The organism is Lacibacter sediminis (genome assembly GCF_014168535.1).
GTDB classification, from domain to species: Bacteria; Bacteroidota; Bacteroidia; order Chitinophagales; family Chitinophagaceae; genus Lacibacter; species Lacibacter sediminis.
Map to the genome: position 1 here is coordinate 1639104 of NZ_CP060007.1, position 19538 is coordinate 1658641.

Annotated in this window: 14 protein-coding genes; all 14 read left to right on the plus strand. The window is 39.7% G+C overall.

Annotation, left to right across the window (positions count from 1 at the left end; translation table 11 throughout):
- Positions 1-8 precede the first annotated feature (8 nt).
- On the plus strand, positions 9-731 hold the full coding sequence (locus H4075_RS07110) for an alpha/beta fold hydrolase (RefSeq protein ID WP_182805451.1): 723 nt from the start codon (positions 9-11) through the stop codon (positions 729-731).
- A gap of 777 nt (positions 732-1508) precedes the next feature.
- On the plus strand, positions 1509-2528 hold the full coding sequence (locus tag H4075_RS07115; protein WP_182805453.1) for a LacI family DNA-binding transcriptional regulator: 1020 nt from the start codon (positions 1509-1511) through the stop codon (positions 2526-2528).
- A gap of 248 nt (positions 2529-2776) precedes the next feature.
- Complete coding sequence (locus tag H4075_RS07120) at positions 2777-5842, plus strand: SusC/RagA family TonB-linked outer membrane protein (protein WP_182805455.1); 3066 nt, start codon at positions 2777-2779, stop codon at positions 5840-5842.
- 64 nt (positions 5843-5906) lie between these two features.
- Positions 5907-7481: a RagB/SusD family nutrient uptake outer membrane protein gene (locus tag H4075_RS07125; protein WP_182805457.1), complete on the plus strand. Its 1575-nt coding sequence runs from the start codon at positions 5907-5909 to the stop codon at positions 7479-7481.
- Positions 7482-7562: 81 nt separating this feature from the next.
- Positions 7563-9761, plus strand: coding sequence for a glycoside hydrolase family 3 N-terminal domain-containing protein (locus tag H4075_RS07130; RefSeq protein WP_182805459.1), 2199 nt, complete (start codon positions 7563-7565; stop codon positions 9759-9761).
- Positions 9762-9795: 34 nt separating this feature from the next.
- Positions 9796-10245 carry a GlcG/HbpS family heme-binding protein gene (locus tag H4075_RS07135; protein ID WP_182805461.1) on the plus strand — a complete coding sequence of 150 codons (450 nt, stop codon included), beginning with the start codon at positions 9796-9798 and terminating at the stop codon, positions 10243-10245.
- Positions 10246-10276: 31 nt separating this feature from the next.
- Positions 10277-11272: an L-glyceraldehyde 3-phosphate reductase gene (mgrA, locus tag H4075_RS07140; protein WP_182805463.1), complete on the plus strand. Its 996-nt coding sequence runs from the start codon at positions 10277-10279 to the stop codon at positions 11270-11272.
- A gap of 9 nt (positions 11273-11281) precedes the next feature.
- A complete protein-coding gene (locus tag H4075_RS07145; protein WP_182805465.1) occupies positions 11282-12796 on the plus strand; it encodes a TolB family protein in 1515 nt (504 codons plus the stop codon).
- Between the two features lie 16 nt (positions 12797-12812).
- Positions 12813-13772 (plus strand): sugar phosphate isomerase/epimerase family protein, encoded by a 960-nt coding sequence (locus tag H4075_RS07150; protein ID WP_182805467.1) that lies wholly within the window; start codon positions 12813-12815, stop codon positions 13770-13772.
- A gap of 30 nt (positions 13773-13802) precedes the next feature.
- Positions 13803-14828: a glycoside hydrolase family 5 protein gene (locus H4075_RS07155; RefSeq protein WP_182805469.1), complete on the plus strand. Its 1026-nt coding sequence runs from the start codon at positions 13803-13805 to the stop codon at positions 14826-14828.
- A gap of 9 nt (positions 14829-14837) precedes the next feature.
- Entirely contained in the window at positions 14838-16031 is a 1194-nt protein-coding gene (locus H4075_RS07160; RefSeq protein ID WP_182806599.1) for a Gfo/Idh/MocA family protein, read from the plus strand.
- Positions 16032-16080: 49 nt separating this feature from the next.
- A complete protein-coding gene (locus H4075_RS07165; RefSeq protein WP_255460382.1) occupies positions 16081-17352 on the plus strand; it encodes an MFS transporter in 1272 nt (423 codons plus the stop codon).
- 12 nt (positions 17353-17364) lie between these two features.
- The gene (locus H4075_RS07170; RefSeq protein ID WP_182805471.1) at positions 17365-18093 is read left to right on the plus strand and encodes a carbohydrate-binding protein; all 729 of its coding nucleotides are present in this window, start codon (positions 17365-17367) and stop codon (positions 18091-18093) included.
- A 33-nt stretch (positions 18094-18126) separates the two neighbouring features.
- A complete protein-coding gene (locus H4075_RS07175; protein WP_220494878.1) occupies positions 18127-19488 on the plus strand; it encodes a 3-keto-disaccharide hydrolase in 1362 nt (453 codons plus the stop codon).
- Positions 19489-19538 lie beyond the last annotated feature (50 nt).

The window sequence follows — 19538 nt, forward strand, 5'->3', positions numbered from 1 at the left end:
AACAAAAAATGAAAACCTTTATTTTAATACACGGCTCATGGCATAGCTCCTGGAACTGGCATAAAGTAATTCCCATTTTAGAAGGACTGGGGCATAAAGTGTATGCAATTGATTTACCGGGTATGGGTAGAGACAAAACGCCGATCAGCCAGGTGAAGCTTCACTCAACTGTACAAGGCGTTTGCGATTTAATAGACAGTATTGAAGGAAAAGTAATTCTCGTTGGTCATAGTAAAAACGGAATCGTTATTTCGCAGGCTGCAGAATATCGTCCTGAGAAAATTGAAAAATTGATTTATCTGGCAGCGTATTTAATTCCAAATGGAAAAACACAGGCAGAGTATTCTGCATTAGATATTAATGGTGTTTTGAAACCATATGTCACCAGGTATCCGGAGTTGAATGCACATACATTGCAAACAGAAATTTATAAAGAAGGTCTTTACCATGATTGTGATGATTCTATTACAGAGCTGGCCAAGCTGTTGTTAAGTCATGAACCTGTAGAGTCAGGAATTACACCGTTGCAATTAACTGATGAAAATTTTGGATCTGTACGCAGATTTTATATTGAATGTACAGACGACCGGGCTGTTACGCCATTTATTCAACAGAAAATGTACAATGAAACTGTTTGCGTAAAAGTTTATCAGATGCATACAAGCCATTCGCCATTCTTTAGTAAGCCAAAGGAGCTTTGCGATATTTTCTTAGAAATAGCATCCCTTTAGTGTTGGAACTAACGAAATGAAGTAGTGGTCGCCAATTTGCTAACGAAGAGTTACTGTTTAGGGTTTTAGAAGCTAAAGTAACAATGGGTTATGACAGAGGGTTAGGTTGATACTGTTTTCTGGTGTAACAGGTGGCTAAGTTAAATTTAAGAGTTATAATAAGGCTAAATCTTCCTTCAGATGGTTCACTCTAATGCTTCTTTTCTTAACAGGAATTGAGTATGGTTACAAAGACTGAAGGCCTTTGCAATATATAAGATCATTATTGCGCAAAAAGCTAGCAGGGATACGAATCACAGGAAATGGATGCTCACCAAAACGCAGCAACTCACTAAAATGCTCACCACTTATTGGTGAGTTTTTTTGCGCCCAACCTGAAGAAAATTTTCATGTCACGTCGCTTTAAAAGTCATGTTGTGATCAAGTATCTCAATCCTTCATCTGTGCGGTTAAAATAAGTCAACGTCTGCATTCCCCGGGTTTATTTTTCTCCCCACCCACCCTCCGCCAATAGTTTGTGCTTTATATTAAGTAACGATCATCTTTATCAATGCCATATATGAAAGTTATTCAATGTATTTCGCATAGGATACTGCTTTTGGGAAGCCGGGCTTTTCAGAAAGCAGACAATCAAAATTCTTTTCTGTCAATCTCTGCAAACTTCAAAAAAAGAGATCTGCAATCTTCTCGTATCTCTGGTCATAAACACAAATCATATGTTCAAAGTGTAACGGATCTATTTATGAAGAAACTGTCAACAGCTTTTAACGATTTGCCATGACGCTGAAACACCTTGCCAATGAACTGAATCTGTCTTTCTCAACGGTGTCGAAAGCATTGCGTGACAGTCATGAGATCAGTGAAGGCACAAAAAAGATCGTACTCGCCAAGGCAAAGGAATTGAATTACCAGGTGAATCCTTTTGCAAGTGGATTGAGAAAGCAAAAGAGCAGAACCATTGCGGTTATTATTCCTGAAGTTGTAAATGATTTTTTTGGCCCTGTTATAAACGGTATTGAATCGATAGCGCAGGAAAAAGGATACCATGTATTAATATATCTCACACATGAAGATGTGAAAAGGGAAGTGGCCATTGCAAAAATGATTCAAAACGGCCGGGTTGATGGAGTGATGATTTCTTTATCATCAAAAACGAATGACACAGCTCATCTTGAAGAATTGAACGACAAAGAAATTCCGCTTGTTTTCTTCGACAGGATTGCTGAACATATCAATGTCCCGAAAGTTATTACAGATGACTACGCCAGCGGCGCCTTAGCCACGCAACATTTGATCGATAATGGATGTAAGCGAATTGCCTTTCTCACCATATCTCAATCTCTTTCCATCAGCAATAAGCGCATGAGTGGATACATGGAATCACTACGAAAAAATAATGTAGAAACTGATACCGGTATGGTATTGAATTGTGATGGAAATGATCATACCGATTATCAGCTCATTAAAGAGCTGTTGCAGCGGAATGACAGGCCCGATGGGATTTTTGCATCCATTGAAAGCCTTGCCATTGCAACCTATGAGGTTTGTGAAGAATTAAACCTAAAGATTCCGCAAGATGTGAAAGTGATTTGTTTTTCGAATTTAAAAACAGCAAAACTGTTGAATCCATCCATGACAACAATTACACAGCCTGCATTTGAAATAGGAAGGGAGGCGGCCGATATATTATTTAAACTGGTAGAGAAAAAAGGACATCATTTTCTCCAGGAGAGAACGGTTATTAATTCGAAACTGGTAGAACGGAATTCGACAAAACAAAACTATAGCAGCAAATAAAAGTTGCAGCACACCTGTATTTCTAAGGGAGATTTTTTCTCCAATTCTTTAAATCAATCCATTGATTTAACAGAACAAAACTTCTATTGTTTCAACTTATTTTTTTAGAATTTTCACCAATGAATTTACACTGCTGTATGCGAAAACGTTGTAGTTAATAAATGTCTTCATCTCCGTTGTTGTTCCTTTTCTTTTTCTCAATTTAACATCCTCAAACGACCAGTCTTAACGAAACTAAAACGATTGTTATGCTTAAAAAGAAAATTACGTTTTCTCTTTTTTTGTGTTTTTGCAGCATTCTCGCATTTGCACAAACGAAAACAGTAACAGGAAAAATCACATCAGCAGATAACACTCCGTTATCGGGTGCAACCGTAATGCTGAAAAATTCAACAACAAGTACTACCACAGGCAACAAAGGAACATTTTCAATTAGTGTCCCTGCAAATTCTTCCGGTATACTTGTGATTACTTATGTTGGGTTCGAATCAAGAGAATTCGAAATCGGAGAGTTAACCACTCTCGACGTTAAATTAACAGAAACGTCAACAGGATTGAATGAAGTAGTTGTTGTAGGCTATGGTACACAAAAGAAAAGTGATATCATCAGCTCTGTTGCTTCTATTAAACCGGAGAAAGCAACACGTAACGCCACATTGGATGTGGGCGAAATGTTGCGTGGTAAAGCAGCGGGTGTAATGATCACCACCAGCGATGCGGGGCCGAATGGTTCATCCAATATTCTTATCCGTGGCAGAAGTTCAATTTCCGGTGGCACAGCACCTATTGTTATTGCAGATGGTGTTCGCATCGGTTCTATTAATGATCTTAATCCAAACGACATTGCCGGCATTGAAATTTTAAAAGATGCGGCTGCGCAAGCCATTTATGGTGCAAGGGCTTCCAACGGTGTAATTCTGATTACAACCAAAAGAGGCAAAACCGGTAAGCTCAGCGTTAACTACAATGGCTATTACGGAACACAAACTGCAAAAAGAAATTTCGATGTGTACAATGGTCAGGAGTTTGCTCAGTTGAAACGTGAAGCAGACAGAGCTGTTAATAGAAATATCATGCGCTCTGATGCGCTTATTTTCAGTGCAGATGAATTGGCAGCAATTTCAGAGAACCGCTCAATCGATTGGTCGGGTGAAATTTTAAAACCTGCCTCTATTCAAAATCATGATCTTAGTTTTTCGGCCGGTAATGAAAAAACAAAAATTTATGTTGGTGGCAACTACCAACACATGACGGGGATTGTACCAACAACAAATACAAATAAAGGAACTGTAAGAGTAAACATTGATCAGGTGTTAACAAGCTGGTTGAAAGCAGGTGTAAATACTTCATTTCAGAATTCAGTTTCAAGTGACCCTGGTGTTTCAGGAATTGTTCGGCAAATTGTTACTGCTTCTCCGCTTGGCAATATTTATAATGCTGATGGATCGTACAATGTACGCCCCGGCGGTAACCAGGAAAGTTTCAATCCATTATTGAATTTAAAAGAAACACAAAACAGAGTAACAAATCGCAATGACATCATTAATATCTTTTTTGATGTTAGTCCGATCAAAGGCTTTAACTACCGGCTCAATACAAGCAGACGTTCATGGAATTTCAAAGAGTTGAATTATAATACTAAGCTGTCTGAAAGTGGTGTTGCAAATGGTTTTGCCAATGGAAGTATCTTTTTCCAGGAAAATGTAGAGTGGCTGGTTGAAAACATTCTTAGTTATAATACAAGAATCAGAAGTCACAACTTTAATTTCACTTTGGTTGGAACAGCTTCGGAACAGGATTATTACAGTTTCAGAAATTCTGCTTCAAAAATACCAAACGATATTCTGGGTATTTACGGACTTGAAGCTGCTATGATCAATGTGCCTGATATTGCCGGTAACAAGCGCAGGTTGTTGACGGGAGTAAGCAGAATCATCTATGACTATGCATCAAAATATTCTGCACAAATAACATACACAGGTAACGGATCTTCTGTTTTTGGTACAGAAAATAAGTGGGGATTTTTTCCAGCTGTAGCTGTAGGCTGGAATATTCACAGAGAGAAATTCATGTCTAATTTCAAACATCTTTCTAATCTTAAGCTAAGAGCCAGTTATGGCAGCGCAGGTAACGAAGCTAATGGACCATACGGAAGTTTGAGTCTTGCAAATCAAGTGGATTATTTATTTGGTGTGGACAGAATTTCCGGCTACACACCAGGCAGTACATTATCGAATCCTATGTTGAAATGGGAAACATCTACCACACTTAATTTTGCACTTGATTTTGGCCTCTTCGGCAATCGTCTTTCCGGTACAGTGGAATACTATAATAAAAGAACAACTGACTTGTTAGTGAACCGTCAGTTAAATGCTTCTATCGGTTATACTTCACAACCATACAATATTGGTGAAATCGAAAATAAAGGGCTTGAGCTTCAAATTGACGCCATAGCTGTTGATAAGAAAGATTTAAAAGTACAGGCGGGTCTCATCTTTTCAAAGAATAAAAATTCAATCATCCGTTTATATGGCGATTTGAATGGTGATGGAAGAGAAGATGATGATGTTGGTAACAATTGGTTCATCGGTCAGCCAATTTCAATTTTCCGTCAACCAAAATATCTTGGTGTATGGCAGGCGCTGGAAGTATATCCCGGTTCAACATTTAATTCTGCAACCGGCAAATGGGAAATAAATGGTGTGCAGGCTCCGGTAGCATTAGATAAAAACGGTTTGCCGATTGTAGATCCTTTTACAGGAAGAACACCGGTGCCGGGCTCTGTTAAAATTGAAGATAAAAACGGCGACGGAAAAATAAATGCAGATGATAACTATATCACTTCGCAAAATCCTGATTGGATGGGCTCGTTTAATTTAAGTGCCATCTACAAAGGCTTTGATATCTCTGTTGATATTTATACTGTACAGGGCATCATTCGTAACAACCAATTCCTGTATGACTATACAGCAGGCGGCGATTTAAGAGGTAACAGGAATGGTATCAAGGTTGACTACTGGACACCTGAAAATCCTTCTAATACTTATCCGCAACCAAACGCAGGTACTTCGCCTCCGGGAATGACCAATCTTGGATTACAGGATGCTTCTTATTGGAGACTGCAGAATGTAACGCTTGGATATACATTTTCTCCAAAGGTAGTTTCAAGGTTGAAATTAAATTCTCTGCGCTTTTATGCAACAGGTCAAAATCTTTTAACCATTACAGATTACCAGGCGTATAGTCCTGAACAGGATCTCTATGCTTATCCAATGACGAGAAATTTCATATTCGGTTTAAAGCTTGGTTTATAAGCATGATGATCCCTGGAATTATCACATGATAATAGCAATTAATTTCTATCCAAAAAAAGAACAAATGAATAAGTTATATAAAATCATATTCGGGGCTTTGGGAATCATACTTCTCAATTCTTCCTGCAAAAAGTGGCTTACAGAAGAAAATTTCACACAGATAAGTTCTGATGTAATTTATAAAGATGAAGCCGGTTTAACCGTAGGCTTGGGAGCACTGTACAATCTACAGCGTACCTACGAAAGAGTGAGCGATGCAAACGGATTAACACAAAATAATTTGTGGGTTTATTGTGCAGATGATTTAGGATGTACAAGAACGTTTAACGACGCACAGATCTATAAAGCCAACATGACCCCAACAAATTTCCCGACAGGTAAATGGAATTCGGGTTACCAGTTGATCGACAGGGCGAGTGCAATTATTTCGAAAGCTCCGTCTATTACTTTTTCATCAGCAGCAAATAAAAACAAACTGATAGCTGAAGCAAAAGTGATCAGGGCGATGACCTATTTCAAACTCTGGCAATTGTATGATAATATTCTTATCGATACGATTCCAACAGATGTTACTAATGCGTTTGATGAAGTTACTTATGCACCTGCCGCAAAAGCTGATGTGTTGAATCTTATTAATGCTGATCTCGATTATGCTATTGCTAATTTACCTTATACTGCAAAACCCGGTCAGGTGAGCCAGGGCTTAGCCCGTCACCTGCGTGCACAGGTAGCATCATGGCAAAGCGATTGGACTACCATGGCTGCTCAGTGTGATGCGATCATTAATAACGGTGGTTACAGTTTGCAGGCAATTGATAAAGTGTTTGGTGCAGATGTAAATCATAAAGAATCGATCTATACATTTCAATACGACGAAATAACAGGAGGGACAGATGCGCTTTCAGGCGGAAGTCAACATATTCTGTCAGCTGTGTTTACTGCACGCTATTATGAAATGCCCGGTGGTCATATGATTGAAGATAATAATTGGGGTGGTAATTCATTTGCATGGACAACTCCCAATAATTATTTGAAAAGCTTAATGAGTTGGGATCCTGCAACAGGTCTTTCGCCTGATAAACGTTTCTCCACTTATTTCTATCCTGATACTGTAATTGGTAATAAACCAACATCGCCTTACTATGGATTGAAGTTGCCCAAGTCTTCTTATCCTGATAATTACAGACAGTATCATTGGAGTATTAAGAAGTACCAGGATTTTTCAAAGCCTGATGGAAGAGCAGGAAGTTTTAAAGATGTAATTGTTTACCGCTTAGCTGAAACACTTTTAATGGGAGCTGAAGCGCATTGGAGAAAGTCTGGCAACCCGGCCGATCCAACTGCATTGCTTTACATTAACAGAGTGAGAACAAGAGCAGGTATGCCTGGTTTTACTTCAATAGATCAGAAAACAATTTTAGAAGAGTCAGCACGTGAGTTAGCGTTTGAAGGAGGCCGTTGGTTTCTCTTAAAGAGAATGGGTGTGCTGATATCACAGGTAAATCAATATCATACATTCGGCAGTGCTAAAACAAATGAAGCTGTGTTTCCAATGCAATCACATATGGTTCGCTGGCCAATTCCACAAAGTCAGATCGATCTCATGGCACCGAATTTTCCGCAGAACCCCAACTATTAAGCTGTTCTTATTAAAAGCAGGACTGTAGAAATGTACAGTCCTGCTTTTATCATTCTTTTTATGTATTGCAATTAACCAGGAATGAAACGTTTCTTTTTATATTTTTTATCTCTTTTATTCTCGTCGTTTGTTTCAGCACAAACAACTGTACCACTTTACAAAAATAAAAATGCATCCATTGAAAGCCGGATCGAAGATTTGTTGAAACGCATGACAATTGAAGAAAAAATTCTTCAAATGAATCAATGGACGTATGGAAAGAATGCAAATGCCAATAACATTGAAGCAAGCATGAAAGCTGTGCGGCCGGAAATCGGTTCACTCATTTATCGAAGCATCAATCCTGTTTATAAAAATCAGATCCAGCGCAAAGCGATGGAGCAATCAAGGCTTGGCATTCCGATTCTCATGGGCTTTGATGTGATCCACGGCTATCGTACTATTTTTCCGATTCCACTTGCGCAGGCCTGTTCATGGAATACTGATCTGGTGAAAGATGCCTGTTCTGTTGCTGCAAAAGAATCGAAACTCTCCGGCGTTGACTGGACGTTTTCTCCAATGGTTGATGTGGCTCGTGATGCACGTTGGGGCAGAGTTGCAGAAGGCTATGGAGAAGATCCTTATGCGAATGCCATGTTTGCTGTTGCATCGATTAAAGGTTATCAGGGAAATAAATTATCAGATCCATATTCTATTGCTGCATGTATTAAACATTATATCGGTTACAGTTTATCTGAAGGTGGTCGTGATTATCGCTATGCAGATGTATCGGCACAAACGATGTGGGAAACATTTATGCCGCCTTACGAAGCAGGTGTAAAAGCAGGTGCTGCCACATTGATGAGTTCGTTTAATGATATCAGTGGTATACCTGCATCTGCAAATCCATATACATTAACGGAGATATTAAAGAAGCGTTGGAAACACGATGGCTTTGTAGTATCTGATTGGGGTTCGGTTGAAAATTTAATTCCGCAAGGATTTGCAAAAGATAAAAAAGAAGCGGCCTGGTTGAGTTTCATGTCGGGAGTAGAGATGGACATGGTTGATAATATTTATGTTGAACATTTACCACAACTCGTAAAGGAGAAAAAAATTCCGATGAGTAAGATCGATGAGGCGGTGCGTAGAATTCTTCGTATCAAATTCCGATTGGGATTATTTGAACAACCCTATGTTGTGGAGCTTCCTGAAAACGAACGTTACTATCAACCTGAAAGCATGCATATTGCAGAACAGCTTGCTGCAGAGTCGATGGTGTTGCTGAAAAATAATAAGCAAACACTTCCGGTAAATAAATCAGTCAAAAGGATTGCACTGATCGGGCCAATGGTAAAAGATAGCATTAACATCATGGGTTCATGGGAAGGACAAGGTGTACCCGAAGCAGTTGAAACTATATATGAAGGTTTTGAAAAAGAATTTAACGGCAAAGCAAGTTTGCATTATGCAAAAGGTTGTGCGTTTGAAGGATCAGATGAAAGTGGATTTGAAGAGGCCGTGAATACAGCCATGCAATCAGATGTAATCATTGTTTGCATCGGCGAAATGAAAAAGTGGAGCGGCGAAAATGCATCACGTTCAACTATTGCATTGCCCGTCATCCAGGAACGTTTGGTGAGTGCATTAAAGAAAACAGGAAAGCCCATCGTTCTTATTCTATCCAATGGCCGTCCGTTAGAGTTGGGAAATTTAGAAAACTTATCGGATGCTATTTTAGAAATATGGCAACCGGGTATTGCAGGTGGTAGTGCCGTTGCAGGAATGGTTTCCGGCCGGTTAAATCCTTCCGGTAAATTGGCGATCACGTTTCCATTAACAACAGGACAAATCCCAACATATTACAACATGCGTCAGTCGGCTCGTCCTAAACTCGGCGGCTACCAGGATATTCCTACTGAACCAAAGTATGTATTTGGTTATGGATTGAGTTATACAAGTTTCACTTATGGTGATGTGAAGTTATCTGCGACACGCTTTTCAAAAAATCAAAAAATAACAGCATCGGTTGAAGTAACAAACAGCGGAGCCATGGATGGAAAGGAAACGCTGTTGTGGTTTATAGCAGATCCTGTTGCATCCATCACAAGACCCATGAAGGAGTTGAAATTCTTTGAAAAGAAAGAATTGAAAACTGGCGAGCGGAAAATATTCACGTTTGAAATTGATCCTATGCGTGATTTGAGTTTTCCTGATGCAAATGGAATGAGGCGATTGGAAAGTGGCGATTATTATCTCATCGTCAATGGTCAAAAAATAAAGTTTGAACTGATTGATTAAACATTGAAATCACAAACACATTAAAACAAGTCAAATGAGAAGCAGAGAAATACCGGTTATTGTTGATCGATTATTCGAGGCTATTGAAAAACTGATACCTGAATACATGGAGAACCCTGCAGACAATTGTATTTCCAATGGCAATGTTGCTGCATGCATCATTGATGAAAACGGACATACACACGGTAAAATGTTTGGTACAGATAAACCAAGATTACGTCAGTCGTATAAAGTGGCATGGACAAAAGCCAGCCAGGTTTGGCTTACCGGAATAAAAACCGGTGAGTACGAAAAGAAAGTATTTAATAAAGAAGTAGGCGAAAACGCAAATGGAATAGAAGCACCCGATTTAATTGGATGGGAAGGTGGTCAGCCTTTGGAATTAAAAAACGGTGTAAAATTTTCAGTAGGCTTTAGTGGCTTCAGAGGTACCACCGATCTTGAAATTATGGTAAAGGCATTGGCTACAGTTGACGAAGTTTAATGATCAAACAACTTATCAAAATAATTATTGGATGAGATACCTGGCAAATGAACAGCGGTACACGAAGATGGAATACCGCCGATGCGGAAACAGCGGATTGAAATTGCCTGCTGTTTCATTGGGGCTTTGGCACAACTTCGGTCATATCGATCAATTGGAAAATGCACGTAACATATTGCGTGTTGCATTTGATAACGGTATCACACATTTTGATCTTGCAAATAATTATGGTCCGCCTCCGGGATCAGCAGAAGAAAATTTCGGTAAGATCTTTAAAGATGATTTTACTTCTTATCGTGATGAACTCATTATTTCAAGCAAGGCAGGCTGGGGTATGTGGCCCGGTCCTTATGGCGATTGGGGTTCGAAAAAATATTTAACTGCAAGTCTTGATCAAAGTTTAAAACGCATGGGGCTTGATTATGTTGATATATTTTATCATCATCGTCCCGATCCGGAAACGCCGTTAGAAGAAACGATGGGTACACTTGATCTGATGGTGCGACAAGGGAAGGCGTTGTATGTCGGCATCTCAAGTTATCAACCTGAAGAAGCAGCAAAAGCCATTTCAATTTTAAAAGAATTGGGAACACCCTGTTTAATTCATCAGCCAAAATATTCAATGTTCGATCGTTGGGTGGAAGATGGTTTGCTGGATGTGTTGGAGCAGAATGCAGTAGGCTGCATTCCGTTTTCGCCATTGGCACAAGGTTTACTTTCAAACAAGTATTTGAAAGGTATTCCTGATGGTTCACGGGCAGCAAGTCATCGTGGCAATGGCGCCATTGATGAAGACCATGTATCTGATGAGAAGATCAATAAAGTGCGTGCATTGAATGTGCTGGCAGAAGAGCGTGGACAGAACCTTGCACAAATGGCACTCGCATGGATATTGAAAGATAAACGCATCAGCTCTGTTTTAATTGGTGTAAGCAAACCTGAACAGGTATTGGATTCATTGAAGTGTCTTGATAATTATTCGTTCACCGATGAAGAGTTACTGCGCATCAATAATATTTTAAACTAACAGATGAACATGCGTAATCAAAAACCTATAGCAATATTTCTCTTCTGTTTGTCTTTTCTCATAAATCTGCATGCGCAGATTCCCGGATCCAGGATCGGGATGTTTGATGTGTTTACTGATGTTGGTTCACCCATAATTGCAGGAAGCGCAAGTTATCATGAACCTTCACAAACATATCGTCTTACAGGTTCGGGTTCAAACATCTGGTTTGGAAGAGATAGCTTTTCGTTTGTAAGCAAAAAAGTGAATGGTGATTTCATTCTGCAAACACAGGTAAAGTTTATTGGCGAAGGACATGAGCTGCACCGTAAAGCAGGATTGATGATCAGAAGTTCACTGGCTACAAATTCTCCTGTCATCGCATGCACTGTTCATGGTGATGGACTCACTTCTTTTCAATACCGCACAACTGCAGACGGAACGATGAAAGAAATCAAGATGACGATCAAATCGCCGGATGTATTACAACTGGAGAAAAAGGGAACTACTTATACGATGTCGGTTGCACGTTTTGGTGAAGTATATCAGGTGCAGCAATTAGACAGTATCGATCTTGGAACGGATGTGTTGGCTGGTCTGTTCATCTGTTCGCACAGTAATTTGTTTTCGGAAGAGGTACTGTTTAGTAATACTAGAATGTTTCATACAGCACCAGATAGTTTGGTGCAATACAGAACTTATCTCGGAAGCTTATTAGAAATAATGGATGTTACAACAGGTCATCGGGAAATAGTTGCAAGCGCTGCAGGTTCATGGCAGGCGCCTAACTGGACACCCGATGGAAAAACACTTATCTACAATGCAAGTGGCAAACTGTACAACTTCGATTTAGCGACAAAACAATCAACCTTGCTGAATACTGATTTTGCTGTGAAGAATAACAATGATCATGTTTTGACATTCGATGGTAAACAGATCGGTATCAGTCATCATGCAGCTGAAGCAAAAGGTCAATCGGTTGTTTACACTGTTCCTGTTACAGGTGGTGTGCCCAAACGAATCACAACCAAAAGTCCCTCTTATTTTCATGGATGGTCGCCCGACAATCAATTTTTATTATACACAGGCGAACGCAATGGTGATTTTGATATTTATAAAATTTCAAAAGATGGGGGGAAAGAAATTCAACTAACAAAAACAAAAGGGTTGGATGATGGTTCAGAATACTCACCTGACGGAAAGTTTATTTATTTCAATTCTGCACGCACGGGAAAAATGCAGATCTGGCGGATGGATGCTGACGGGAAAAATCAAACACAGTTAACGTTTGATGAAATGAATAATTGGTTTCCGCATGTTTCACCCGATAACAAATGGCTGGTGTTTATTTCATTCTCCAAAGATGTACCTGCAGAGAAACATCCTTTTTATGAGCGTGTGTATTTGCGTTTAATGCCGGTAGAAGGTGGCGAAACGAAAGTGATTTCATACTTGTACGGCGGACAAGGAACAATGAATGTTCCAAGTTGGTCGCCCGATAGCAAGAAGATCGCATTTATAAGCAACGGAACATTCAATCAATAATCTGAAAAAATAAAACATGCATACATCTTTTATAAAATCAACAAATACAAAAAGTGTGAGACTGTTCAGCATTGTAATGGTCTTATGCTTGAGCACTGTTGTTACAACAACTATGGCACAGAAAAAGAAAAACGACGTGCCGGTTATATCTGCATTGAATGCTTATTCATTCAGCGATCTGTTGTCTGCAAAGGATACACGTGATAAACAACAGGTCTATTCATTATTCAATCTGCTTGATTGGTGTGCTGTGAAGAAAATTAAAGCACTTGATCCAACAGCTTATTTCTTTCCTACGTATCCGGAAGTACCATCTGATGAATACCTGAAAAAATTTAAAGACAGGGCAAAGGAGTTAGACATTGTGATCAGTGGAACAGGTATACGCAACGATTTTGCTTCACCTGATCCAAAAGTACGTGCAGCAGGGGTGGAGCTGGCGAAAAAATGGATCGTTGCTGCTTCTAAAATGGGAGCACCGGTGCTGCGTGTGTTTTCCGGCGAAATTCCAAAGGGCTACGAAAATAAATGGAATGAAGTAGCAGGATGGATGATCGAGTGCTACAAAGAATGTGTGGTTTATGGCGAAAAGTATGGAGTAAAGATCGGCATACAGAATCATGGCGATATGCTGCAAACAGCAGAGCAATGTATTTATGTGTTGAAGGGAGTCAATTCAAAATGGGCAGGTATTATTGTTGATGTTGGCAATTTCAAAACAGAAGATCCATACAAAGATATTGCTGCAGTTGTTCCCTATGCAGTTAACTGGCAGGTGAAAGAAAGTGTGTTTGGTATTGGAAGCAAAGTCCCTACCGATTACAAGCGTCTTGTGCAAATCATTAAAGATGGTGGTTATAAAGGCTACCTGCCTGTTGAAACATTGTTGGTACGTGGTACACCGTACGATCCATTTGCATTAGTACCTGCCATGATTAATGATCTGAACAAAGCTATTAGCGAAGTATATAAATAATCTGCAACGATTTAACTCAATTCATTTGTAATGAAAACAAAGATCAGGTTTCCATTTTCCGGAATAATTGTATTGCTGTTTGTCAGTTCAACACTATCAGCACAAAACACTAATAAAGCTAATTATGCATTTGAGCAAAATAAGCGACTCGGTCGTGGTGTAAATATTATTGGCTACGATCCTTTATGGAAAGATTCTTCCAAGGCCAGGATGAAAGCAAAGCATTTTAAACTCATTAAAGAAGCAGGGTTTAACAATGTGCGTATTGTGATTGCTCCGTTTAAATTCTCCATGGGTGATTCCGCATATACGATCAAACCAGATTTTTTTGTCACGCTTGATTGGGCTATTAAAGAAGCATTGAAAAATAAGTTGATGGCGATTGTTGATTTTCATGAACACAATGCCATTGCAAAAGACCCAATGGGCAATATGCCGAAGATATTGGCGATGTGGAAACAGATCGCTGAGCATTGTAAGGGATATTCCAATGATGTGATGTTTGAATTATGCAATGAGCCGAACATGAAACCGGAAACATGGAATACGATTCAAAGTGAAGCGTATAAAGTTGTGCGTAAATCAAATCCTAACAGAACGATCATCATTGGCACCATCAATGGCAACCAGATCAAATTTTTACCTGATTTGAAATTACTGGAAGAAGACCGAAACATCATTGTGGCAATTCATTATTACAGTCCCATACAGTTTACGCACCAGGGTGCGCCATGGTCGGTACGGAATAAAGACCTGAGCGGAATTGAATGGACGCAAAGCAAAGCGCAGGAAGATTCTGTGAAAGCAGATTTTGATTTTGCTCAGCAATGGTCAATGAAAAATAAGCGGCCATTAACACTCGGCGAATTTGGGGCGTATGAAAAAGCAGATATGGCTTCACGTATCAAGTGGACAAATTATATCGCAAGACAAGCGGAAGCAAGAAACTGGAGCTGGAGTTACTGGCAATTCGATTCTGATTTTATTCTGTATGATATGAGTAAAGATGATTGGGTGGAATCAATCAAACAGGCATTAATACCGGCTAAGAAATAATACAATGTGATGGTACGAAACGGTCGTGTGATACGTGCAGGAATTATTGGCTCCGGCTTTGCGGCGAAGTTTCATTTCGAAGCAGTCAAAAGGGTGTACTCTGCGAATGTAGTGGTAGCAGGCGCTTATTCTACAAACAAGGATAGGTTAAATGCGTTTACGCAACCAAGGGAAATAAAAAGTTATGAAAGCCTGGAAGCATTGATCGCAGCATCAGATGTGCTTCATATATGTACGCCGCCATCAACACATGAAGAAATGTTGATACAGGTGTTGAAACAAGATAAGCATGTAATAGTAGAGAAACCTTTCACCGGTTATTTTGGCGATGGAACTGCAGCATTCAACGGCGATACTTTTTCACGTAAAGAAGGATTAGCCTTCGCTTTGAAAAGTATTGAACGGATATTATCGGCAGAGAAAGAAAGCAAAGGTTCGATCATGTATGCGGAGAACTGGGTGTATGCGCCGGCTATTCAAAAAGAACGTGAGCTCATTGAAAAAACCGATGCACAGATTTTATGGATACAGGCACAGCAATCGCATTCAGGTTCACATTCGTTGGATTATGGACAGTGGCGTCTTTCAGGCGGTGGCTCTCTAATGGGCAAGGGCAGTCATCCATTAACTGCGGCTATTTATTTAAAACAGGTGGAAGGACTTTCAAGAAATAAAAAATCGATTCGCCCAAAAACAGTTTCGGCAAGAACACATGCTGTTACACGGATGCCGGGTTATAAAAACGAAAGTCATCTGAGAGATACGTACAAGGATGTAGAAGATTATGCAACAGTTCATGTGGTATTTGAAGATGGCAGCGTTGCAGATATTGTTGCAAGTGAATTATTACATGGAGGTGTGAAGAATTATGTAGAAGTGCATGCAAACAACCACCGGACTATTTGCAATATCGCACCCAACAATGCGATGCAAACGTATAATCCTTTGGAAGAAAATTTCAGTGATGTGTATGTAGTGGAGAAAACGGGCACGAAACAAGGTTGGTCATTTATTTCACCCGATGAAGCATGGTTCAACGGGTATCAGCATGAGATGGAAGCGTTTTATCGTACAGCAGCAGTTGGTGAAGCCATCGAAAGTAACAGTCAATTGGCAGCAGATGTCATTGCAACGATTTATGCGGCCTATGTTTCTGCAGAAAGTCGGGGTGAAGAAGTAGCGATACCAATTATTAATTCGTAAACATGGGTTTAATCATATCAGCAAATCAAACTCCGGTTAAAAAATACAGATGGATCATTCTGTCGTTGGTTTTTTTGCGACGACGATTAATTATCTCGACCGGCAAGTGATCAGCTTGTTGAAAGATGATTACCTGGAACCATTGTTTGGCTGGACGGAAACTGATTACGCCAACATTGTAATTGCCTTTCAGATTACCTATGCATTAGGTATGATCGGATCTGGATTTATCATTGATCGTATTGGTACAAAATTCGGCTATGCATTAGCGTTGATCATTTGGAGTTTAGCAGCTATTGGTCATGCCTTTGCTGTATCTACCGGAGGATTTATGGCAGCAAGAGCTGTATTAGGTTTTAGTGAAGCAGGAAATTTTCCTGCAGCCATTAAGACAGTAGCAGAATGGTTTCCGAAAAAAGAGCGGGCATTGGCAGCAGGGATATTTAATTCGGGAACCAATATTGGTGCAATCATCGCTCCGTTATCTGTACCGCTCATAGCAGGTACATTAGGTTGGGAGTGGGCATTTATCATTACAGGTGCGATCGGTCTTATCTGGTTACTTTTTTGGTGGCTGTTTTACGATAGTCCGCAGAAGCATAAAAAAATATCAACCGAAGAATACAATTACATCCACAGTGATGATATCGAAGATGAACAATTTGAAGATGCTCCGGCAAAAGTTAAATGGTTGAAGCTGCTTGGCTATCGACAAACATGGGCCTTTGCATTGTTGAAGTTTTTTACTGATCCTGTATGGTGGTTTATGCTTTTCTGGCTGCCTTCATTTTTAAATAAACAATACGGTATGACGAAACTTGCACTCGCATTTCCCATAGCTGTTGTGTATACCATTGCCATGTTTGGAAGTATTGCAGGTGGATGGCTATCCGGTTATTTCATCCATCGTGGCTGGCCATTATACAAAGCCCGCAGAACGGCCTTACTCATTTTTGCTTTATGTGCATTGCCTATGCTCGCAGCACAATGGCTGGGTACGTTTCATTATTGGTATGCAGTATTGATCATCGGTTTAGCTGCATCTGCACACCAGGCATGGTCGGCAAATATTTTTACAACGGTGTCTGATATGTTTCCAAAGAAAGCTGTTGCATCGGTAGTAGGTATCGGTGGAATGATTGGTGCAATAGGCGGTATTCTTATTGCCAGAACAGCCGGCTTGTTATTGGATCATTACAAGGTGTTAGGCAAAATTGAAACGGGCTATTACATCATGTTTATTATTTGTGCATTCGCTTATATCATCGCATGGTCGCTATTTAGTTTGCTTGTACCAAAGATGCCAAAGGTGAAAATTTAATTAATAATCATTATGAATGTTGCATACACACATCGATCATTAAACAGCGGCAGTATAAGATTCAGTCTATTCTTATTACTGTTTCTTTCGTTTGATGCAACTGCACAGAACAACAGTACGCAACGGGAAGGTTTAAAATCTGTGTTCAGCAATTATCAAGGAAAGCCATGGAATAATCAGCTGCAACAAATTCCCGGAAGAGTGCAGTGTGAGTTTTACGATTTAGGTGGAGAAGGGATTGCCTACCATGATAAGGATACAATGAATAACGGCAGCGGAAACTTAAATCCTGCAAACGGCACGTTCCTCAATGAATTCAGAATGAAAGAAGCGGTTGATATTTCCTATACCAAAGCAAGGGATATTGATAACAGTCCCTATAATCTTGTTGAACCTTTAATAGGAGAGTTGTATGCAGGTTGGACAAAGCCCGGTGAGTGGATCAATTACAGCATCAACGTAACTGAATCAGGAACCTATACAATCGGCATCATGTATACTGCAAGTGGTGATGGAAGTATCTCGTTACTGATTGATGGAAAAGAAAAGATTGCTGAAGTAGTTATTCCTTCAACAAGAAACGACAGGGAAACAATTGCATGGCGACAATGGCATCATTGGAACAGGATCGATCAATTGGCAACCATTCAACTGAAAAAAGGTGTTCATGTGCTTACACTTAAAACATTAACGAATGGCAATATGAACTACGACTATCTCGATTTCAAACTGAGTCAGTAAATGATTTTTTAATAAAAATTAATCGTATAAAGTATGTATATAAAAAGAGTAATAGTGAGTTTGTTGTTAACCATCATTTCCTGTGCCGCTTCATCTCAGGCAAAATGGGAATCACTTTTTAACGGGAAAGATTTTACCGGATGGAGAAAGCTGAATGGCACAGCAGAGTACAGTATAAAGGATGGAACTATTATCGGCACTTCTAAATCGAAAACTCCGAATACATTTTTAGCAACCGAAAAGCTGTATGATGATTTTATTTTGGAGCTGGAATATAAGGTGGAAGATGGCTTAAACTCCGGTATTCAATTCCGGAGTGCCAGCAACAGTTCGTTTAAGAATGGTCGGGTACACGGTTATCAATTTGAAATCGATCCGTCAGCAAGAGCATGGAGCGGCGGTATTTATGATGAAGCAAGAAGAGGATGGTTGTATACGATGGAAAAAAATCCGGCTGCTAAAACTGCATATAAAAACAACGGATGGAATCATGTGCGTATTGAAGCAATTGGAAACACCGTTCGTACATGGCTGAATGGAATCGCATGTGCAAGTATACTCGATGATCTGGTTGATGCAAGATCAGGCTTCATTGCGTTGCAGGTGCATGAAATTTATAAGCCGGAAGATGAAGGCAAAACCATTCAATGGAAAAATATCCGCATCTGCACAACTGATTTAGCGAAAGTGCGTAACCCGATCAATAATAAAATAGTTCAAGTGAATTGTAATGATAATACCATCTCTCCGGCAGAAGCGAAAGAAGGCTGGATACTTTTATTTGATGGCAAAACAACCAATGGGTGGAGAGGCGCTAAACTCACCAGCTTTCCTGAGAAAGGTTGGGTGATTGAAAACGGTTTATTGAAAGTGGTAAGCTCCAACGGAGCAGAATCAACAAATGGCGGCGATATTGTTACAATCAATAAGTATAAAAACTTTGAATTAACAGTCGACTTTAAAATCACCACCGGTGCTAACAGCGGCATCAAATACTTTGTTGATACAGACCTTAACAAAGGCGAAGGTTCTTCCATTGGTTGTGAGTTTCAGATACTGGATGATCAGGTACATTCCGATGCAAAGCTTGGTGTAGCAGGTAACCGCATGTTGGGATCATTGTATGATCTTATTCCTGCACCATCAGATAAATTCTTTCGTAAGTCTGATTTTAATACTGCCCGTATTATTGTGAAAGGCAACAAGGTTACTCATTATCTCAACGATAAAATAACAGTGGAGTATGAACGTGGTACACAACTGTGGAAAGCATTGGTGGCTTACAGCAAGTATGCAAAGTATCCGGGCTTTGGAGAATTAGAAGAAGGACATATTCTGTTGCAGGATCATGGAAACGAAGTGCAATTCAAAAATATCAAGATCAAAATACTATAAACGAATGCTACTGATATTTCTCAGTAACAGATTTATTTCATCATCAACTA